We start from the raw sequence: 20046 nt of genomic DNA, 5'->3' as shown, positions 1-20046 counted from the left end.
TGTCTCGGAATGATGCTAGCCTCATATCGAGGCACGCTGCCTCGGAATTAACGGAGCCGGTCACAGGCATGCCCGGCCGTCCCCGGACACCACCCGGCACCACCCGACACCACCCGACACCACCCGCACCGGAGGAAGATCCATGAGGAAACCCATGAAGCCGACCCTTCACTGCACGGTCCTGACCCGACGCCACCTCACACCCCGCACGGTCAGACTCACCCTGGGCGGACCGGGTCTCATCGGCCTCACCCCCCGCCCCGCCCAGGACATCGAGGTACTGCTCGCCGACGCCCACGGGAACCGGGTCAAGCGGCACTACACCATCCGGCACGCCCGTCCGCGGGTCGGCGAGTGGGACATCGACGCGGTCCTGCACACCGGCGGCGGGCCGGGCAGCACCTGGGCCGCGAGCGCCGAACCGGGTTCGCCCGTCGAGTTCGTCGGCCCCCGGGGGAAGTTGGAACTGCGGCCGGCCGACGGCCACCTGTTCATCGGCGACGAAACCTCCCTGCCGGCGATCGCGGCCCTCACCGAGGCGCTGCCGGCCGACCAGGACGCCACCGCCGTCGTCGAGACCGAATCCCCCGCCGACCGGCTCCCGATCGCGGCGGGCCGGGTGCACTGGCTCGAGCGCGGCGGCCACCCGGCGGGCGACCCGCAGGCGCTGCTCGCCCCGGTCGCACGGGAGATACGGGCGGGCCGCTTCGAACAGGTCTACATCCTCGCCGAGGCCCACGCGGTACGGGCGGTCCGCGAACTCGTCCACGGCGCGGGCGTCCGACCCGAGCACGTCTTCGCCAAGGGCTACTGGACCGCCGAACTCCGCCCCGCCGTCACGTCGCGGAACCCGACATGACCTCCACGGCGCCCGAAGCGCGGGGCGGACCGACGAAGCGACGGGTCACCGCGGCCTTTCGAGGACTCCTGGCCGTCCGGCTGCTCGGCGCCCTGGCCAACGGCATCATGCTGCCCTTCGTCATCCTGTGGGCCCATCGGGTCGGCGGGCTGAGCGGAGCGGCGGCCGGCGCGCTGTTCCTCGTCCAGGCCGTCGGCGAGTTCACCGGCGGCCTGGCGGGCGGCGCTCTGGCCGACCGCATCGGCCACCGCCGCATGCTGCTGCTGTCCACCACCGGGATGGCCGTCGGCTACGGCAGCCTCTTCCTGGTGCACCGCCCGATACCCGCGCTGGGTCTGTTCCTCGCCGCGGGGGCTCTTCGAGTCGGCGTTCCACCCCACGATCGCGGCGCTCATCGGCGACCTGCACGCGGACGAGGACCTTGCCCACGCGTTCGGCCTGACCCGTGTGGTGGCCAGTATCGGCGGCGTGATCGGCCCGATCCTCGGAGCCGCGGCCGTCACCTTCTCGCTGTCGGGCGTCTTCGCCGCGGCGGGCGTCCTGCTCGTCGGCGCCGCCCTGACGGTGCTCCTCGCCGTTCCCCCCGACCGCGCCATCGGCCCGGAGACGGCCGAGCAGGACACCGGGGAGAACGCCTCGGAGGTGTACGGCGCGATCACCCGGATCCTGCGCGACCGCAGGCTGGCACTGCTCGTCCTCGGCGGCAGCCTGCTCAGCGTCACCTTCACCTGGTGGGAAGCCGACGGCCTGGTACTCCTGAACGGAGTCCACCCCCTGGGCACCACCGCCTACGCGGCCCTGTTCGCCCTCGACGCCCTCGCCATCATCGTGTTCCAACTCCCCGTCACCCGCTGGACCCGCCGACACGACACCGGCCGCCTGCTCTTCCTCGGCGCCGCGCTCCAAGGCGCGGGCCTCGCGGGGTTCGCCGCCGCCGGGCTCGGCTACCCCGCCCTCGTCGCGGCCGTCCTCGTCACGTCCCTCGGCATGATGATCTCCGGCCCCACCGTCTCGGCGTTCGTCACCCGCCACGCCCCACCGGGGCGCAGCGCCACCTACCAGGCCGCCCTGTCCACCACACAGGACATCGGCACCGCGATCGGCCCCACCTCCGGACTCGCCCTCGCCCGCATCACCACTCCCGCCCTGGTATGGGTCTCGGCTCTCCCCCTGGGCCTGATCGCCGGCCTCGCCACCGCCCGGGCCGCCCGGGCCGCCCGCCCGCCGTCACGACCGGACCCCGATCCCGCGACGGCCGGCAGCGTACATCCGTCCTGAAACACGAGCCGCGACGGGGCCGGCGCGCGATCGCGCCGCGTCGTGCCGTACGGAGCGGGTTGCGAGTGGGCAACGAAGGCCGACCGGGGCGGAGTTGCGGGCCACGATGGGCACATGTCCTCACGTCCCGATACGCGGCCGATCACCGGTTGCCTGCTGTGGCTCGGCCGCTTCGTCCTGGTCGTGATCACCCTGGCGGTCGTCACCTTCCTCGGCGGACTGTACGCGTGCCAAAGGCAGTTCGCCGCGGCCGAGAGGGAGCGGGAGGCATACGAGAGGCACCGCTCGGAGGAGAGGCGTGCCCGGGACGACATGGAGGTGCCCTTCCGGGTCTTCCACGGGCCGGCGAGTACGGAGTTCGAGCGCTTCGGATTCGACAGGTGTTGGCGCGACACCACGCCCCGGCCCAAGCCGCAGGCGGGCATGGTGGGCGTGACATGCACGTCCACGACCGTGCGCTTCTACGGCTCGGACGACCCCGCGACGTCGACGGCCGACTTCGAGCGCGAGGCACGCAGGCTCGGGTCGACGCCGGACACGGCGACCTGGGCCGGACCACAACCCGTTCCGGACGTGCGCTTCCCGGACCCGACACCACCTCCGGGGGCGGGCGAGCAATACGGTCCGCCCGGGGGTAGCGGCCCGTACGCCAAACCCGTGCGTTGGCAACACGCCTACACCGAGCACCCGTTCGTCATCCGCGCATCCGTGACGACCCGATACCGAACCGAGCGCGGCAAGCCGAAACCCACCCCGCACCGCACCCCGATGTTCCCCCAACCCCCCGCGACCTGCGCAGGCGGCCACCGCCCGTGGAGTTGCCTCTGATCCGCGACGGCCTCTCCCCGCGCCTGCTCCCCCGGCCGGGCGTGTTCGCGCCCGAACTCCCGCCGCCCGAACTCCCGCCCGAACTCACGCCCGAGGGAGCTCGATCTCGTGTGTTCGGGTCACTCTCGATCCGGTCGGTTCGGCTCGGTTCCTCTGGTGAACGGGGCCTCGGCATCGGTGGGGATCTCGAGCCGCACGCGGTATCCACCGTCGGAGAGCGGGCCGGCGGTGAAGGAGCCGTGCAGGAGTTCGGCGCGTTCGGTCAGACCGATCAGGCCCTGGTGCGAACCGGGCAGGGGCAGTGGTGGCCGGGTCGCCTTGGTATTGGTGACCATCACACCGAACTCGTGTTCGTGGTGGAACAGTTGCACCGCCGCAGTGGCGCCGGGTGCGTGTTTGCGGACGTTCGTGAGGGCTTCCTGCACGGTGCGGTAGACGGTGCGCTGGGCGGTCGTGGTGATGTCGGCGGGGAGTTCGCCGGTCAGGGTCGCCTGGATCGCGCTGTCGGCGACGAGTCGGCGCAGGTCGGCCAGAGTGGGTTGAGGCGTGAGCTCGGTGCCGGCGTCGGTGGAGGCACGCAACAGGGTGACCATGTGGCGCAGTTCGTCGAGAGTGCCGACGCTGAGCGAGCGGATGGTGCGGGCCGCCTCCTGGGTGTCGGAGTCGGGGGCCACCACTTGGAGCGCTCCTGCCCGTACCGCGATCAGACTGACCTGGTGGGCGACGACGTCGTGCATCTCCCGGGCGAGTTGGGCGCGTTCACGGGCCACGACCGCTTCCGCGTGCAGCTGGCGCTCGTGTTCCCGCGCTTCCTCGATCTCGTCCAGGCGCACGGACAAGTCCCGGTGTGCCTGGACCAGTTGCCCCAGCAGGACGGGTGCGGCGGCGACGGCGAGCAGGTACCCGAAGTACACCAGGACCCACGTTTCGTGGACCTGGGCGACGTCGGACCGCGGCCAGGGGACGGACGACGCGGCCGCGGAGGCGATGGCGCACGCGGCGAGCAGGCGGCGGTCGCGGGAGCGCTCGGCCAGGGTGTACAGCGCGACGGCCGAGACGACCTGGAGGTCGAGTACCAGACAGGCCGGGAGGGTGAGCGCGAACGTGGTCAGGGGGAGGCGCCGACGGAGGAAGAGCGCCCCGGACGCGAGCGCACCTGCGACCAGGACCAGGACGGAGGCGTCGGCCGAGTCCTCCAGGTTCCACCAGACGTCGAAGGCGGCCAACGCCACCAGCGCCGTGTCGACGGCCCAGGCGGGCACCTTCTTCCGGGCGGTCGTCTTCTCCCCGGCGGTCACCGGCCGTCCCGGTCGCCCCGGTCCGACAGCAGCCCGGCCCGCTGGGCGAGGAGCGCCGCCTGGACCCGGCTGCCCACCCGCAGCTTGGCGAGAATCGCGCTGACGTGATCCTTGATGCCGCCGGCGCGGGCCACGCTCGGATCGGTGGCCGTCGCCGGATGGCCGCGCACGATGGCATCGGACGCCTTCGGCGACATGAGGACGCCACCGCCGGCCGGTGTGCGTGCGAGCTGGGCCGGCTGTGTGGGGCCGGTGTCCTCGGGCAGGAAGCCGACCGCGCCGCAACGCGGCGCGGTCAGGACGTATTCGTCGGTGTCGAACGTCCTCGGCATGGCCACCACCGGAGGGTGGGGCAGAGCCCGTACGGCGCGCGGCACGGTCAACCCGTCGACGTCCGGCGTCCTGATGTCGAGCAGCAGGACGTCCGGACGCTCCCGGCGCACCGTCTCGACCGCGTCGGCGCCGTTCGCCGTCCCGACGACTCGAACGTCGGCGGCGGTGTCGAGGATCATCTCGAACCCGGACCGCACGAGCGCTTCGTCGTCCACGACCACCACCCGGATCATGCATCTTCCTCCCGTACCGCCCCGAGGTCCGTCCTCACGAGGCTATGCCCCCGTGTGCGAGAGGACGGTGCGGCGGGGCCGGTGCGGGTGGTCGGTGGGTCGCGGTCCGGGGGCCCGGCTCGGCCGGATTCCTCCGGTCGGCCGGTGACCGACGGCCGTACCCGGTCAGCGGAGGTCGCGGATGAGTACGTCGACGATGGAATCGACCTTTTCCTCGTCGAAGAACTCGGAACCGATCAGCAGGGTCACGGCCCGTCGGCCGTCCCCGGTGACCACGTTCCTGAGTTTGTGTCCGGTCTCCATGAAGCCGCTGTGCCCCCAGGTGACGAGGCCCGACGGTTGGTTGTGGCGTTCGACCCCCAGGCCGTAGCGCGCGCCGGGCACCGTGGGGTCGGGAACGGTCCGCTTCATTTCGGCGAGCTGGGCCGGGGCCAGCAGCTTCCCGCTCATCAGCGCGGACCAGAAGGTGGTGACGTCGGCACCGGTGGAGACCAGCGCACCCGACGCGTCGGCCCCCGATACGTTCCATTCCGTCCAGTCCAGCACTTTCCCGGACCGCTTCACGTAGCCGCGCAGGTCCGGCTTGCGCAGCGTGGTGCGGTCGCCGGGCCAGTAGGTGCCGCGCAGGCCGAGGGGCTTGGCGATCCGCTGCTCGATCTCGGTGCCGATGCTCCGTCCGGTGACCTCGGCGACGATCAGACCGACCAGGTTGGTGTTGGTGTTGGAGTAGGAGAAGGGTTTGTCCTCCGGCGGGGGCAGAGTCAGCGCCTGCTCGATCGTCTGCAGGGGCTCGATGTGATCCCAGCGGTGCGCGGTCTCGTTCTCCCAGAACGGTGCCCCCAGGTAGTCGGGCAGGCCACTGGTGTGCTGGAGCAGTTGCCGGATGGTGATCCTGCGTCCGTCGTAGTCCTTGGTACGGATCAGTCCGGGCAGATGGTGGTCCACGGTGTCCTCGAGCCCGAGCTTTCCCTCGCCCACGAGCTGAAGCACGACCGTGGCCACCCAGGTCTTGGTATTGCTGGCGATGCGGCTGTGCTCGTCGCCGGCGACCTTGCGGCCCGTCGCGAGGTCGGCAAGGCCCACACCGCCGCTCACCACGCCGCACAGAGGGCTCTTCACCGTCACGCCGACCCCCGAGGCGCCGACACTCTCCAGCGCCTTCAGCGCGGTCCGGACGGGCTTCGTGTCACACCCCGGTGCCGCGGCCGACGCAGCGGGAGCGGTCAGCAGGGGGACTGTGATCGCCAAGGCCGCCACGACACTTGTCCTACGTCGCACGAGGTCTCCTTCTTCGGGGGGCAGGGCCCGGGACGGTGCGCGGCACGGTCGCCGCGTCGACGGCCGGCGAACGGATATCAGGCGACCGGACATCGGAACGGACGTTCCCGGCGCACCCTGTCGGCATCTTCCGCCGTCGTGACGAGGCTAGGCCCGGGTGCGCGCGAGGCGGCGGCGCGCCGGGGACCGGCAGCCGATCGGGGGGTCTTCTCCAGCCGGTCGGGGGGTGGGTGGGATCCGACCGGCGGGGATGCCCACGGCGGTCGGCGGATGGTGTCGGTGAACGCGTTTGCCGTAGGGGCGTGTTCGTGTCGTGTGCCGGGTGCGCTCCGAGGCGACGGCTTCGGCGGGGTCGCGGACCACTGCTGTCCGACGGGGTTGCCACGCGAGGCAACGATGTGCCCGGGCCCGCCCGAGGCGGCCGGAGCGATCCCGGGCCGTGGGGCCGGGAAGCCCCGGTACTCCCGGGGTCGGGCCCGGCGTCCGAGGGGCCTCCTACGCTGATCGCTGCCGCGCTCCGCTCGGGGAGGTGCGGCCGTCCCGGCGAGGAGTGGCAGCCCAGGTGATCACGTACGAGAGTCTGACGGTCCGGCGCGCGGCGTTGTATGCCGCGCACCGCCTCGCGCCCGCCGCGACGGCCGCCGAGTTGCTGGTGCGGCTGAGGATCGAGACGCTTCAGGCGCTCACCGCCGAGCACATCGCCCCGCCCCCGGAACTGATCGAGACCGTACTCGCGTCGGGTGACCGCGACCTGCTGGTGCGACTGGCGGGAAACCGGCACCTCGACGAGGAGGCGGCCGTGCGCATGGCCCGCCGCGGCGACCCGGCCGTGGGGCATGCGCTGCTCACCTGCCGCGACCACGGTGAACGGGTGCGGGTGGCGGTCTGGGCGGACGCGGACCCCGCGTCGGCGGACTGGCACACCGAAGTCGTGACACCCCTCCTGGAGCACACGTCGCCGTGGCTGTTGCGGTCGGCGTTGTACGCGCCGTTCCCCGAACTGGTCCGGCACGCGGTCCGCCATCTCGCCCCGTACCTGCCCTCGTGGATCGTCGTGGACCGCGTCCTGAACATCTGCCTCGCGCGCCTTCGGCCCGTGGACGCGCGTGCCGAACTCGAAGCGTGCGCGGAGCTGTTCCACGACGAGGACCACGCGTCGCACCACCCGGAACCGGCCGCGGTGTTCCGGGAGGCCGCCGCCGCCCACGAGCCCGCCGCCGTGTTGCGCGCCGCCCGAGCGCGGCTCGGCGGCCATCCGCGGCCACGCGCCGACCACGACGCATGGCTGCTCGGGCTGCGGTTCGGCGATCGCGTCGAGGCGCCGCCCGGCGGCGTCGACTGGGCGGCGGTCCTGCGCGAGGACGCCCGGCTCCCGTACGCCATCGGCCCCAGGATCGAACTGACGCGGCACGAAGGATGCCCCGAAACACTCGTCTTCGCGGCCGTCCGCGCCGGTCTCGATACGTCGTACGCCGGGCGCCTGCGCTCGGTGCGGCCCACCGCCGCGCTGCCGTCGGACGTGCTCGACGACGATCCGCCGACCGACCTCCTCGTCTGGGGAATCGACAACGACCGCTTGGTCCTCGACGAGGTCCTTCGCGTCGTCACTCCGGCGAGCGAGGTCCTGGCGGCCCTCCACCGACTGTGTCCCCGCCCGGCGGACTCCGTGCCCGACGACGAGGACGACGACGGTTCCACCCGCTATCGCGGCCCCGTACCCGCGGCGCTCGCCCCGGCCCTCGCCCGGCTGATCGAACCACTCGGTGACGACCCCGAGGCGTGGATCTCGCTCCACCACCTCGTCGCCCGATTCCCCGGTACCTGCCACGAACTCGTCGCCGCCGCCGCGGCCCACGCCGACGACGAGCGCGCCAAGGGCGCCCCGGTCACCTGGCCGCGCGGCCTGGCCGCGCGTTTTCCACCCGACGCCCCCAAGGGCGCACGCGCGCACCTCTACGCCCTCCTGAACGCCGCGCCCGAACACGTGCAGTGCGCCGTGATCCCCGCACTCGACCTGCGTGCCGTCCAACACCTCACCGTCTACTACCCGCTGTCCGCGAAGGTCCGCGCGCACACCTACGCCGTACGCGGCATCGAGGCCGCCGTCGCCAACGCCGCGCACTGGGAGATGCCGGCCGACGTCGTCGACGGGCTGCTCGATCTCGACGATCCCGAAGTCAACGCGAGCCTCTACGACTTCGGCGGGATCGCCCAACACGAACGTGTCCGCATATGCGCGGGCAGGCCCCGCGGCGGCGGCAGCGGGCGGATCCCGATCAGCCCGGCCCTCGGCGACCTGCTCGCCCGCACCAGCGCCGCGACCCGGCGCAACTGGCTGCTCGCCGCGCTCGATTCGGGCGACCCGATGCTCGTCCGCGCGATGCTGGGCCGGACCCGCCTGAACACCGAGGTGGGCCGGCTGCGGGTCGCGGTCGGTCTGTGGGAACGCCACGGCCCCGACGCCGTGGCCTCGCTGCTGGACGAGACGCGGTACCCCGGCCGCCGCCCGGGCGCCAAGCACCCCTTCCCGGCGACGACGCACCGTACGCTCCGCACCGCACTGGCGGCGCCGCCCGAGGCAGGGTTGGCGTCCGTCCGCGAAATCCTCGCCGCGGCCCGGACCCCGGACGCCGCGGCCGGGTACATCCTCCGCGCCGGCCGGAGCGACGAGCGGCTGGAGCACTTCGAAGCCGAGTACGGCATCACCGTCCCGTGGGACCTCCTGATCGCCGCCGACGACCGGCAGCCGCTCTCCGAAGACCTGTCGGCGGCCCTCGCCACACACCCCGACTGCCCACGGCGCCTCCTGACCGCCTACCTGGCACGCATCGACTTTCCGCTCGGCGTACACGAACCGGACTGGCTGCCGAGCGCTCTGGACGACGGCCGGCTCGTCCCCGCCGACCTCCTCACCCTGGCCGCCCCCGCGGGCAACGCCCTCGCCCACCTCGGCGGAACCGATCTGCCGTTCACCGAGGACCTGACCCGTCTCGTTGCCGAAACCGACTTCGACCCCGCTCGGGCCGAACACTGGACGGTGGCGATCCGCCTGTTCCCCGAATTCACCGGCACCCTCCCCGAACTCCTCGCCACCACGGCCTCCGCCCTCCGCTGAGGGCGAAGTGGTCGGATGTCGGGCCGCGCCGGTGCGGCCCCGGGCGTGATACACCGGCGGGCGGGCGGCGACCATGCCGCGACACGGCCCACGATGCCCGGCCCTCGAGGAGTGCACCGACGATGATCCTGCCCGCGATCCGCGACACCCGTTTGATCACCATCCGGCGAGGCGGCTCGCTCACCGACGCCGACCACCGGCTGCTCGCGTTGTGGGCCGCCTCCTGCGCCGAGCGGGTACTGCCGCTTTTCGAGGACGCGGTCGCCGACGACGCACGTCCGCGTCACGCCATCGAGGCGGCCGGGGCGTGGGCGCGCGGCGAACTCCCCATGATGCGCGCCCGCGCCCTCGGCGGCCACGCGATGGGCGCCGCGCGACCACTGCGCGGGGCCGCCCGGTTCGCCGCCTACGCCGCCGGACAGGCGGCCTGTGTGGCCCACGTGCCCGAGCACGACCTCGGCGCCGCCGCGTACGCCCTCAAAGCCGCCCGAGCCGCCGCGCCACGCGCCGAATCCGAAGTCGTCCGCCGCCGCGAACGCGCGTGGCAACGGGCCCTGCTCCCGGCACGGATCCGCGACCTCGTCATCGAGGACCAACAACGCCGCAACGACATCTGCTGGTCGGTCTTCGACGATTGAACCCCGCCCCGGGAACCCCGTTCTCGATCGCACACCACGTCGACGTCCACGGCACACGACCGGGCCCACCGACCGGCCGAGGACATCGCCCGGCAGGCCGCCTGACCCGCGGACTCCGTCCGATCCCTGTCAGCCGTGCGCGGAGCGGCACACACGGGCTTCGGGGGCGTCGTCCTTGCGGCCGCTGAACCGAAAGCCGAAGTCACAGGCGGCCCAGGGGTCGACGGGGCCCGCCTTGGACGTGCCCCGATCGGGTTGACCGTGTCGGGCCGATGTCCCGGATGTGGACGAATGGTCGGCCCGATCCGACCCGCCGGCGCCGCGCGACGACGGCGAGGGCACGGTCGAACGGGCATCGGCGGGCGCGCCCGCTCGCCGCGGGTCGGGAGGCACGGTCCCCGCCGGGTTCGCGGGTGTCGCGGGAGCGGTCGCGCCGAGGGGAGTCGTCGCGGACGGCCAGGCGCCCGGCGGGCCCGCGTCCGGAAGGGGCCCCCTGTTCGCGGCCAGGGCGGGATCGAGAGCTCGGGTGGGGGTGGTGGCCGGCGCGGTGTCGCAGGCGGCCACGAGCAGGAGCAGGAGGGCCGCCGCGGTGGCCGGTCGAGTGAGGTGCACGCGTTCCTCCGAGAGCACGGGGTCTGTCCTGTAGGGGCTAACGCCCGCGTGCCCGGAGAGTTACCGGGGTGTTGTGGCGACCCGGCGGCGCGAATCACGCGTCACGGCGGGGGTGGCGCACGAAATCGGGCCCGGTTCGGATGCGGCCCTCGGGTTCGGATGTCCTTCGGCACGGGATGCGTTCGGCCTCCGCGACCCCACCCGTGCCGGTCCTCCGGTGCCGTCACCGCCGCGATCCGCCGACTGATCCGTTGCCGGCGCGTGGGTCGCTCGTTGAACCCATGTCGCGACCGGCGCGTGCCCGTGTGACGGTACGGAAGCGGGATGCCGGAATCACCCGATCGAACGACAGCGAGGAGCCGACCGTGGCAGGGGGACATCCCGGTGCCGGGCCGCACTCGACGCCTCGCGCGCCGGCCCGGTCCGGACACCCGCGCTCCATCGGCCTGTCGTCGACGACGTCCGCGCCCATCCGAACCGTCCGAGACCTCGGGAGAACCGTTGACCATCCACGCCTCCGGCGTCCCGGCCACACCCCTGTTCGTCATCGAGTACCCCGAGGAGGGAGTCGCGACCGTGGACGGCACGCCCGTCTACGTTCCCGAGGGAGGCGAGGCCCGGCATGCCGCCATCGACGAGGTCCGCTTCACCGCGTCCCTCCTCGACCGGCCCGTGCGCGCGATCGACGTCGACCCGAACGGCACGCGCCATCCCCTGCTCGTCGACCCGGACGGGACGCTCACGTTCTTGGCCGAACCCCATCCCGATCCCGACCCGGACGTCCCCGACGAGGAGGCGGACACCCCGTCGGACGAGGAGGATGCGGCCCCGACCGACGACCACGACGGCGCCTTCGGCGAGTGGTGGGCCGGCACGGACGAGCACGACCCGCACGGGCGAGCCCCCGACGAGCGGGTCGAGGGCGAACCCGGCGGGGCCGAGCACGACCCGTACCAGGCGCCGAACCCGCTCGGAACCGCCCCGTCGCCACCCGAAGGGCCGCCTTCGACCACGCCCCCGCGATCCGGCCGCGCCCGGCGGCGTCCGGCCCGCTCCGGCTCGCGCGTCGCGCCGGCCGCGATCGGCCTCGCGGTCGCCACGGCGGTCACGGTCGTCGCGGTTCTCGTCTGGCCGGACGACGAGTCCGCGGAGTCCCGAACAAGCACGACCTCGCGTGCCGAGCCCGCCGCGGTCACCGCGCAGACCGGCCGGCGACAGACGTCCGTCTGGTCGCGGTCGATCGCGCCGCCGGGAGCCGGGCGGCCGAGCGTGGCGGCACTCGGGGACGTCCTCGCCATCCTCACGCCGGACCGCCGTGTCGCCCTCCTCGACCCGCACGACGGGCGGATCGATGGGCTCGGCGAGCCGCTGCCGGCGGGCGACGCCGCCCTGCACGCGACCGGCGATCCGGCGGCGCCGGTGCTCGTCGCCGAGACCGGGAACCGGCTCGTGGTGTGGTCCCCGCTCCGCGCGCCCCGATCCTGGCGTCCGCCCACCACCGTCGAGTTCGCGCCCGGCGCCCACGTGAGCTACGCCGGCGCCCTCCCCCTGGTGACCGGGCCCGACGGATCGGTCGCGGCGCTGCGCGGCGACGGCCTCTTTCCGGTTCGGTTGTCTCCCGGAACCGTGGCGATGGCCGCCGATACGGCGCACGTCCTCGCGGGACGCGCCGCCGGACCCTGGGAGTTGCTCGGCTTCGACGGGAGGACCCGCGTGGTGGCTCCGCTGCCGCCGCGCCCCGGCGCGCGCATACTGCGCGTGGCCGGCGGCGGACACGGAGTGGTCGCCGCCGTGTGGTCCGGCCCGGGGGACGGCAGCGAAACGCTCGCCGTGCACGACTCCTCCTCCGGCCGGGTACTCGTCGGCGCCGACGCCCCCGCCGGATCCTTGTCGAGCGCCTGGATCCACCCGAACGGCGATCCCCTCGCGGCCTTGGGACCGGTTGTCTTCGATCTCGCCGAGGGGCGTGCGTCGGTCACCCCCGGCGTCGTGGCCCGCTCCGTCGCCGGCGGCCGGGTGTACGGCACGCGCGACCTCCACCCCGTCGCCGTGACGACGGCCGGCGTGCTGACGCTGCCGGACGGCGCCGCCATCCCCTGGGGGGTCGGCGCGGGCCGCGCGCTCCTGCTCACCGGCGACGGCGACCGAGCGATGGTGCATGCGGTGGATCCGACTCTCTGACCGAACCCGCCGGTGGGGCGTGTCGGGTGGCGGGGTCGACCGAGGCGGTATCGGGCCTGCGGGCGAGGTGCGGCTACGCGCTCGGGGGTGCCGAGGTGCCGTCGCCGACCAAGGCGGCGAGCCTTCGTGCGAGGGGCGAACCGGCTTCCACCACATGGATGAACAGGCTCAAGCCCGGATCGTGTGTGACGTCGAGGCGCTCGTAGGGGAGTTCGAGGTCGCCGATGGCCGGATGGTTCACATGCACGTCGCCCGAACGATTGTGGATGATGTTGTGGTCGTCCCAGCGGGACCTGAACTCCGTGCTGCGCGAGTTGAGGTCCAGGATGAGCTTGGAGAGTTCACGATCGTCGGGATGACGTGTGGCGTACCACCGGAGCGCTCCCACTGTTTCGTCCGCGACACCCTCCCATCGGCGCTCGAAGGCTCGGCCGGCCGGGTTGAGGAAGATGAAGCGCGCCCGGTTGCCCCTGTCTTCGGGGTTGGTGAGGAGGGGCGCGTAGAGCGCGCGGGCTTCGCGGTTCCCGGCGAGGAAGTCCATGCGGTAGTTGGTGATCCACGCCGGCATCGGAGCGAGCGCATCGGTGATCACCTGTAGGGCCGGGCGTACGGCATCGCCGTGGTGGTCCGGTGCGCCGGCGGCCGTCGGCATCTTCTCCGCGCAGTGCGCGAGGTCGTGGAGATGCGTGGCCTCGAGGTCGTTGAGGTCGAGGGCGCGTGCGATGGCGTTCAGCACGTTCTCGGAGACACGCACTTTCCGACCACGTTCGAGGCGGGCGTAGTACTCGACGCTGATGCCGGCGAGCGCGGCCACCTCTTCCCGTCGGAGGCCGGGTACCCGCCGCCCGATGCCGGCCGCACCGCCGAAGCTCGTCGGGTTCACGCGTGCGCGGCGGGAGCGGAGGAAACCTCCCAGGTCACTGTCTTCGGCTGCCATGGTCCGAAACTGTACGCCCGGGATGGCCGAACACGTACTGCCGGTACGCGTTACCTGGAACGCGTAACGACCGGCTCTGCCACACGGCGGGTAATTCCCTCCACACTGAAGCCACCCGGTTCCCGGTGATTCCGGTGCGGAAACCACGACCGCGAAACGATCGAATCCATCCCGGATCCTCGGCGCGGGAAAACGGCACCCCCTTCGCCGAGCGAGATCTCGAAGTGAGCACACATGACATCAACCGCGGAAACTCTCGGACACGGCGTGGAGCGTTTCGGTGAACGCGGGTTCTTTCAGACGAACGGCAGCACCCACCACGATCGCGGACTGCTCGACCCAGGCCCCGCGGATCGTTCTCGGCCGAACCCCCTCGCATTCGAGCTCGGGGCCGGACCGTCGCTCGCGGATGCCCCGGCGAGGTTCGGACATGTGTGACAGCCCGATGCGACTGTCTCGAAGGGAGACAAACCCATGACCGCTCAGGCAGAACGTCCGACGCCCTCCCTCGACCGGCACGCGCGCACCTCGCCCATGCTGGTGCCCCGGAGGAACTACACCGATCCCGGCCTCTTCGAGGAGGAGCGGGTCAAGATCTTCCGGCGTACCTGGCAACTCATTTGCCATACCTCCGAACTCCCCGAGGCGGGGAGCTATCGGACGGCCCGAATCGCCGGGGAGCCGGTTGCGGTGTGGCGCGGCATCGATGGGGTCGTTCGCGGTTTCCACAACGCGTGCACCCACCGCGGGGTCGAGGTACTTCTCGGTGCCAAGGGCACGTGCCCGGGTTCGGTGAAGTGCATGTATCACGCCTGGACTTTCAGCGACAAAGGCGACCTCACCGGGGTGCCGTTCCCGCGGGCCTATGGTGAGGGCCTCGACAAGTCCGAGTACGGCTTGACACCGGTCAAGGTCGCGGAGTTCGCCGGACTCGTTTTCGCCGCCATCGACCCGGCCGTCGAGAACTTCGAGGACTACCTGGGCGAGGCGGCGCGGTACCTCCGGGAATTCATGGACGGCACCGAGGTCATCGGCCGCGCCCGATGGGACTACCCGGGCAATTGGAAGCTCTGGACCGACAATTTCCGGGACAACTATCACCCGCAGTTCCTGCACCGGATGATCGCCGACGGCCGCGGCGGCATGCAACCCGGCAGGAATTACGAGTTGGCCAGCGGCCACTCGATGCTGACGTTCCCGGCGTACGGCGGCTTCAACATCGAGAAGTACGCCGCCGGCCTCTCCGCCGAGCTGGGTGAGAACCTCACGCTGACGGTCGAGGACTCCGCCAGTCGCGGCCATACCGCTCAGGAACAGGAAGCCCGACTCGCGGCGTGGGAGCGGGACGTCCGGCACGGCAACACGATCTTCGCGGTCTTCCCGAACTTCGACCTGCAGTACGACGCCGACGGCAGCAGCATCTTCCTGGAGGTCGCGACGCCCCTCGGTCTGGACAGCACGGTCGTGGAGCTCATCATCATGGGCAAGGTCGGCGAGTCGGCGGCGGAGCGCAAGCGCCGCCTGGAGACCGGCGCCGACTCCCAGGGCTCCTGGGGCAAGATCACCGCCGACGACCTCGAGGCGTCGGTGCGTGCCCAGAGCGGACTGCAGGGCACGAGCCTCGCGACCTCCCACATGGGCCGCGGTCTCAAGCCGGGCAGGGTCGGCGACAAGTTCGACGAGTACTCGCTGCGGTGCTTCCACAAGCTCTGGAATTCCTACATCGACGAAGAGCCCATCGTGTTGGAGAAGGGGTTCGTTCATGAGTGAGCAGCAGGTATTCGAGCACGAGGTCGTGCAGCCGCGGACGGCGCCGACGAGTGGCACCCGCACCTACGACCCGGCCCTGATGGAGCGGGTGCGCGGCTTCTACGCCGACTGGGCGGCGTGCCTGGACGAGGACCGTTACCGCGACTGGCTGGGGTTCTTCCACAAGGACGCCGAGTACTCCGTGACGGATCGGGAGAACACCGACACGGGCCTGTACCTGACGAAGGAGCGAGGGGTCGTCGCGCTTCAGGTCCGTGCGGCCTACCTCTCCGGGTACTGGCGCATGCGGCGGAAGCCCCGCGTCCATCTGATCGGCAACCTGCGCGTCTTCGTCGAGAGCGACGGCACTCTCAACGTCAGGGCGAGTGTGGTGTTGGTTCGCACCGGCCTCGACGGACACTCCCAGGTCCACGCCGCCGGCACGTACGACGATCTCCTGGCCGCGAAGGGCGAGGGCTTCGAGATTCTCCGCCACGCGGTGGTGCTCGACGCCGACGTACAGCCCTATGACATGACCGACATCGTCTGATCGTTGGATAGGGGACCCGTCATGAAACAGGACCGATACATTCGCGCGCTCGGATACGTCGGATTCACCAGCGCCCGACTGGAGGACTGGCGAATATTCGGCACAGGCATTCTCGGACTCCAGGACGTATCCGCGACCGACGCGGCGGAGACGGAACTGCGCCTGCGCATGGACGAGCGCTCGTGGCGGATCGCCGTCGCGGCGGGCGCCGAGGAAGGGCTCGCGTACCTCGGCTGGGAGACCGCGTCACATGACGCGCTCGCGGCGCTGGTCGACCGGCTCACGGGGCACGGCCTCGACGTGGTCGAGGAGCCGCCGAGGTTGGCCCGGCATCGTGGGGTCGCGAAGCTCTACAGCAGCCACGATCCGGACGGCAACCGGATGGAGTTCTACTGGGGCCCGACCGCCGATCCGGATCCGTTCCACTCGCCCGCGGGCGTGGAGTTCGTCGCCGGCCCGCTCGGGGTGGGCCACATCGTGCTCCGCACCGTCGAGTTCGACGCCTGCAACGAGTTCTACCGCAACGTCCTCGGATTCGGGCTCAGCGACTACCTGATCGCGCCGCCCCGGCTGATCAACTTTCTGCACGTCAACGAGCGCCATCACAGTCTCGCGCTGATCCAGGGCGACCCCGCGGCGCCCTCGGTCAGCCACCTGATGCTCGAGCCGACGCACGTCGACATGGTCGGTCGGGCGCTGGATCGTGTATACGCCTCGGGCGCCAAGCCGGTGGTCGGACTCGGTCGGCACGTCAACGACCGGATGATCTCTTCCTACCTCGAGACGCCGTCCGGTTTCAGGCTCGAGTACGGCGCCGGCGGTCGGCTGATCGACCCCGCCACGCACGTTTCCACCAACCACACCGGCGACAAGGTGTGGGGACACCAGCGTTCCTGACCGACCCGGCGGGTCGATATGTCGAATTCTCGCAGCAAGGGAGGCGGACCGATGTCCGTGAACAGCATGTGGAACGACCTGGTCGGTGCCTCGATCGGGTATCGAGGCAAGGAGTTCAAGACCCGTGTGATCGAGGCCGGCGAGGGGGAACCGCTCATCCTCATGCACGGGAACGGCGGCCACGCCGAGGCGTACAGCCGCAACATCATGCGACTGAGCAAGCATTTCCACGTCATCGCCATCGACCTGCTCTGGCACGGCTTCTCCTCGGGCCGACCCTTCACCACCGAGATGGTGCCGACCTACGCCGAACAGCTCGTCGACTTGATGGACTCGATCGGCGCCGACACCGCCCACCTCGAGGGCGAGTCCCTGGGTGGCTGGGTGAGCATGTGGACGGCACTGCACCACCCCGACCGCGTCGGAAAGATCATCCTCAACACGACCGCCGGTGCCGAGGTCGAGGAAGGGCCCGTCACGCCGGAACGGCTCGCGGCCGGCGACACCCTTCGGGAGCGCTCGCTCGCCGCGATCGGCGACCCGACCCGCGAGACGGTCCGCAAGCGGCTCGAGTGGCTGATGGCCGAACCCGACCGCGTCACCGAGGAACTCGTCACACTGCGGCAGTTCTTCTACCAACGTCCCGAGACCCGCGAGGGCCTGACCGACGTCATGCGGAACAGCTTCCGGCCCGACTCCCCACACCGCATCACCCCGCAGATGCTCGGCCGGATCCGACAGTCGACCCTGGTGCTCTGGAGCGACCACAACCCCGGCACCGGTCCGGAGTTCGGCCGGAAGCTCGCCTCGCTGATCCCCGATGCGCAGTACTCCTGCATCGCGGACGCGGGCCACTGGCCGCAGTGGGAGAAGCCCGAGGAGCACGACTCGGTCGTCATCGAGTTCCTCCGCGCCTGACCACCGCGTCCGACCATCGACCGTCGCGCGGGAAGCGGCTCCCCACGGCGTCGTCGCCGACATCGTGGGGCCGGGCCGGATCGACACTCCCCGTATCCGCCGGCCGGCCGCTTCCCGCGCGGAGCGCGAGGGCATCGCCTCCGTCCCGGTGGGCCGCTACGGAGATCCGCCGCGCACGCCGCGGCGGTTGCCACCGCGACGAGTTCGCGCGCGGGCCGTGGCGCCTGCACCGCATTGCGCGTCGACGACGGCTCGATCCCATCGGTGTGACCTTCTGAACAGGGAAGCGGAGGAAATAATCATGCAGTTGTCGGTGAGACAGATCCGATGGGAGGCCGCGGGGGTCGTCTCCCTCATCCTGGTGGATCCGCTCGGGCAGGACCTGCCCGGATGGCAACCGGGGGCCCACATCGACCTGACCGTCGGCGACGGCTCGGTCCGGCAGTATTCGCTGTGCGGTGACCCGGCGGACCGGAAGTCCTATCGCGTCGGCGTCCTGCGGGAGGCCGACGGCCGGGGCGGTTCCCGGTTCATCCACGACGAGTTGCGCGTCGGCGCGCTGATCGACGCGGCGGGTCCTCGCAACCACTTCCCGTTCGACCCGCCTTCCCGCATCCGCTTCGTGGCCGGCGGCATCGGCATCACCCCGCTGCTCCCGATGATTCGGGAGGCGGAGTGCCGGGGACTGGACTGGAAGCTCACCTACGGCGGCCGCAGCCGGGCCTCGATGGCGTTCCTGGACGAGCTCGACTCCTCGCGGGTGCATGTGCATCCCGCCGACGAGGCCGGGCCGATCGACCTCGACACGGCACTCGGTGACCCGTGCGGGGACACCGCGGTCTACACCTGTGGCCCGGGCCGGCTCCTCGACGCCGTCGAGGAGCGGGCCTCCTCCTGGCCTCGGGGCGCGCTCCACCTGGAGCGCTTCTCGGCTCCGCCCGCCGCCGTGCCGGTGGCCGGCGACGTACCGTTCGAGGTCGTGGCCAAGCGCACCGGTATCACGGTGAACGTGCCCGCCGACGGGACCATCCTGAAGGCACTCGAAGACGCCGGCGTGAGCACGCTGAGCTCCTGCTCCGAAGGCATATGCGGGGCTTGCGAAACACTCGTGGTGGAGGGCGAGCCCGATCACCGCGATCACGTTCTCACGGAAGAGGAGAAACAAAGCGGCGAGTACATCATGATTTGCGTCTCGCGCGCCTGCACCAAGCGGATCGTCCTCGACATCTGACTTCGAATCACCCGGGTCCTGCCGGTACTTCGGGATCGCCCGGCAGGGGTGACACGACCGGCATCGACGGAACCACGTCCGGAGGAACCCGGGTCACCGCATCGGCGCCGGTTCGGCGGGTGACGATCGTCCGGGCCGGCGCGGCGCTATCGTGACCTGTTCGCCGAAGCCCGTTCCGAGGGCGGCGAACGGTTCCGCCGTCACGACTCGAGGGGTACATCGATGGGCACCATTCGCAAGGCGGTCATCGCGGCGGCGGGGTTGGGAACGCGTATGTTCCCGATCACGAAGGTGATCGAAAAGGCGATGCTGCCCATCGGCCGCCGGCCGACGATCGACTACATCGTCCGTGAGTGCGCTGCCGCGGGCGTCGGAGAGATCGCGATCGTGGTACGCCGGGGAAGCACCCAGATCCAGCGGTACTACGGGGACGACACCGAGTTGCGTGCGTTGCTCGGCCGCCGAGGCTGGGCCGAGAAGGCGCACTCGCTCGACGAGCTCGCCTCGGTGCCGTCGATCACCTTCATCGAGCAGGACCTGGAGGACCGGTACGGCACCGCCGTCCCGGTGCTGCTCGCACGAGACTTCATCGGCGACGACGCCTTCTTCTTTCTCTCCGGTGACGATCTGCTCGTCGAGCGGCACGGGCGATCCACGCTTGCGGAACTGGGTCGCGACGCGGGCGGCGGAAGCGGATACGCCCTCGTGGGACAACCGTCGTCGGCGAGTTCCCTCGACCGCTACGGCCGCCTCGAAACGGCCGAAACCGACGGGCGAACGTACCTGACGGACCTCGTCGAGAAGGACGCCGCCGAAACCCGGCCCGAGGGCGGGAAGGTCCTGATCAACATCAGCAGGTACGCGTTTCCCGGCGAGTTCCTTCCCGTCCTCGCCGCAGTGGGCGAACACGAGGAGTCCGGGGAGTACCGCCTCACCGATGGGCTGGTGGAAATCATGCGGTCCACTCCGATCGCCGTGACCGTCAGTCTCGGCAGTTACTTCGACCTCGGCAACGAGCAGGGGTTGGCGGAGGCGTCCCGGCACGTCGTCGTCGACAATCGGTAGACCCGCGACGTCGGTTCCGACGTGAGGAACGATCGTGGGGTCGTCC

The 20046-nt window shown here is 71.3% G+C and carries 17 protein-coding genes; 12 read left to right on the top strand and 5 right to left on the bottom strand.

Going from position 1 to position 20046, the window contains the following annotated elements:
- Positions 1–154: 154 nt before the first annotated feature.
- The gene (locus tag EMA17_RS18220; protein ID WP_160161447.1) at positions 155–859 is read left to right on the top strand and encodes a siderophore-interacting protein; all 705 of its coding nucleotides are present in this window, start codon (positions 155–157) and stop codon (positions 857–859) included.
- Here the strand turns inward: EMA17_RS18220 and EMA17_RS18215 are convergent.
- Positions 808–1254, bottom strand: coding sequence for a hypothetical protein (locus EMA17_RS18215; RefSeq protein WP_126638109.1), 447 nt, complete (start codon positions 1252–1254; stop codon positions 808–810). The two genes, EMA17_RS18220 and EMA17_RS18215, sit on opposite strands and share 52 nt — an antisense overlap.
- On the opposite strand from EMA17_RS18215, the gene EMA17_RS18210 reads away from it, so the two are divergent.
- A complete protein-coding gene (locus tag EMA17_RS18210; protein WP_307721551.1) occupies positions 1241–2137 on the top strand; it encodes an MFS transporter in 897 nt (298 codons plus the stop codon). The two genes, EMA17_RS18215 and EMA17_RS18210, sit on opposite strands and share 14 nt — an antisense overlap.
- A 114-nt stretch (positions 2138–2251) precedes the next feature.
- Positions 2252–2965 carry a hypothetical protein gene (locus tag EMA17_RS18205; protein ID WP_126638107.1) on the top strand — a complete coding sequence of 238 codons (714 nt, stop codon included), beginning with the start codon at positions 2252–2254 and terminating at the stop codon, positions 2963–2965.
- 119 nt (positions 2966–3084) lie between these two features.
- Here the strand turns inward: EMA17_RS18205 and EMA17_RS18200 are convergent, their stop codons facing one another.
- The 3 genes from EMA17_RS18200 to EMA17_RS18190 all read right to left on the bottom strand — a co-directional run bounded on the left by EMA17_RS18200 (position 3085) and on the right by EMA17_RS18190 (position 6077).
- Positions 3085–4263, bottom strand: a complete 1179-nt coding sequence (locus EMA17_RS18200; RefSeq protein ID WP_246126746.1) for a sensor histidine kinase — start codon at positions 4261–4263, stop codon at positions 3085–3087.
- Entirely contained in the window at positions 4260–4829 is a 570-nt protein-coding gene (locus EMA17_RS18195) for a response regulator transcription factor (protein ID WP_126638106.1), read from the bottom strand. The genes EMA17_RS18200 and EMA17_RS18195 overlap by 4 nt, the downstream gene beginning before the upstream one ends.
- Before the next feature lie 165 nt (positions 4830–4994).
- Positions 4995–6077 carry a serine hydrolase domain-containing protein gene (locus tag EMA17_RS18190; RefSeq protein ID WP_246126745.1) on the bottom strand — a complete coding sequence of 361 codons (1083 nt, stop codon included), beginning with the start codon at positions 6075–6077 and terminating at the stop codon, positions 4995–4997.
- A 592-nt stretch (positions 6078–6669) separates the two neighbouring features.
- Between EMA17_RS18190 and EMA17_RS18185 the strand changes: the two genes are divergently transcribed.
- From EMA17_RS18185 to EMA17_RS18175, 3 genes are all read left to right on the top strand, one after another.
- Positions 6670–9222 (top strand): hypothetical protein, encoded by a 2553-nt coding sequence (locus EMA17_RS18185; protein WP_126638105.1) that lies wholly within the window; start codon positions 6670–6672, stop codon positions 9220–9222.
- A gap of 122 nt (positions 9223–9344) precedes the next feature.
- A complete protein-coding gene (locus EMA17_RS18180) occupies positions 9345–9860 on the top strand; it encodes a putative immunity protein (RefSeq protein ID WP_126638104.1) in 516 nt (171 codons plus the stop codon).
- 1113 nt (positions 9861–10973) lie between these two features.
- Positions 10974–12653, top strand: coding sequence for a hypothetical protein (locus tag EMA17_RS18175; protein WP_126638103.1), 1680 nt, complete (start codon positions 10974–10976; stop codon positions 12651–12653).
- Between the two features lie 73 nt (positions 12654–12726).
- Here the strand turns inward: EMA17_RS18175 and EMA17_RS18170 are convergent, their stop codons facing one another.
- Positions 12727–13590, bottom strand: a complete 864-nt coding sequence (locus tag EMA17_RS18170) for a helix-turn-helix domain-containing protein (RefSeq protein WP_126638102.1) — start codon at positions 13588–13590, stop codon at positions 12727–12729.
- 474 nt (positions 13591–14064) lie between these two features.
- Here EMA17_RS18170 and EMA17_RS18165 point away from each other — a divergent pair, with 474 nt between their 5' ends.
- The 6 genes from EMA17_RS18165 to EMA17_RS18140 all read left to right on the top strand — a co-directional run bounded on the left by EMA17_RS18165 (position 14065) and on the right by EMA17_RS18140 (position 20000).
- Entirely contained in the window at positions 14065–15360 is a 1296-nt protein-coding gene (locus EMA17_RS18165) for an aromatic ring-hydroxylating oxygenase subunit alpha (RefSeq protein ID WP_126638101.1), read from the top strand.
- On the top strand, positions 15353–15889 hold the full coding sequence (locus EMA17_RS18160) for an aromatic-ring-hydroxylating dioxygenase subunit beta (RefSeq protein WP_126638100.1): 537 nt from the start codon (positions 15353–15355) through the stop codon (positions 15887–15889). Before EMA17_RS18165 ends, EMA17_RS18160 begins: the two co-directional genes overlap by 8 nt.
- A 21-nt stretch (positions 15890–15910) precedes the next feature.
- Positions 15911–16786 carry a VOC family protein gene (locus EMA17_RS18155; protein ID WP_126638099.1) on the top strand — a complete coding sequence of 292 codons (876 nt, stop codon included), beginning with the start codon at positions 15911–15913 and terminating at the stop codon, positions 16784–16786.
- A 51-nt stretch (positions 16787–16837) separates the two neighbouring features.
- A complete protein-coding gene (locus EMA17_RS18150) occupies positions 16838–17704 on the top strand; it encodes an alpha/beta fold hydrolase (protein WP_160161446.1) in 867 nt (288 codons plus the stop codon).
- A 301-nt stretch (positions 17705–18005) separates the two neighbouring features.
- Entirely contained in the window at positions 18006–18935 is a 930-nt protein-coding gene (locus EMA17_RS18145) for a PDR/VanB family oxidoreductase (RefSeq protein ID WP_126638097.1), read from the top strand.
- A gap of 222 nt (positions 18936–19157) precedes the next feature.
- On the top strand, positions 19158–20000 hold the full coding sequence (locus EMA17_RS18140) for a sugar phosphate nucleotidyltransferase (protein ID WP_126638096.1): 843 nt from the start codon (positions 19158–19160) through the stop codon (positions 19998–20000).
- The last annotated feature ends 46 nt before the right edge of the window (positions 20001–20046 follow it).

The sequence above is a fragment of the Embleya hyalina genome (genome assembly GCF_003967355.1).
Classification (GTDB): Bacteria; Actinomycetota; Actinomycetes; order Streptomycetales; family Streptomycetaceae; genus Embleya; species Embleya hyalina.
This window is presented reverse-complemented; position numbering and strand designations above follow the sequence as displayed.

Bases quoted from the DNA above. Each gene is read 5' to 3' on its own strand.
- EMA17_RS18220 (WP_160161447.1), top strand. From the start codon at position 155: ATGAAGCCGACCCTTCACTGCACGGTCCTGACCCGACGCCACCTCACA.
- EMA17_RS18215 (WP_126638109.1), bottom strand. From the start codon at position 1,254: ATGAGCGCCGCGATCGTGGGGTGGAACGCCGACTCGAAGAGCCCCCGC.
- EMA17_RS18205 (WP_126638107.1), top strand. From the start codon at position 2,252: ATGTCCTCACGTCCCGATACGCGGCCGATCACCGGTTGCCTGCTGTGG.
- EMA17_RS18195 (WP_126638106.1), bottom strand. From the start codon at position 4,829: ATGATCCGGGTGGTGGTCGTGGACGACGAAGCGCTCGTGCGGTCCGGG.
- EMA17_RS18180 (WP_126638104.1), top strand. From the start codon at position 9,345: ATGATCCTGCCCGCGATCCGCGACACCCGTTTGATCACCATCCGGCGA.
- EMA17_RS18170 (WP_126638102.1), bottom strand. From the start codon at position 13,590: ATGGCAGCCGAAGACAGTGACCTGGGAGGTTTCCTCCGCTCCCGCCGC.
- EMA17_RS18165 (WP_126638101.1), top strand. From the start codon at position 14,065: ATGACCGCTCAGGCAGAACGTCCGACGCCCTCCCTCGACCGGCACGCG.
- EMA17_RS18160 (WP_126638100.1), top strand. From the start codon at position 15,353: ATGAGTGAGCAGCAGGTATTCGAGCACGAGGTCGTGCAGCCGCGGACG.
- EMA17_RS18155 (WP_126638099.1), top strand. From the start codon at position 15,911: ATGAAACAGGACCGATACATTCGCGCGCTCGGATACGTCGGATTCACC.
- EMA17_RS18150 (WP_160161446.1), top strand. From the start codon at position 16,838: ATGTCCGTGAACAGCATGTGGAACGACCTGGTCGGTGCCTCGATCGGG.
- EMA17_RS18145 (WP_126638097.1), top strand. From the start codon at position 18,006: ATGCAGTTGTCGGTGAGACAGATCCGATGGGAGGCCGCGGGGGTCGTC.
- EMA17_RS18140 (WP_126638096.1), top strand. From the start codon at position 19,158: ATGGGCACCATTCGCAAGGCGGTCATCGCGGCGGCGGGGTTGGGAACG.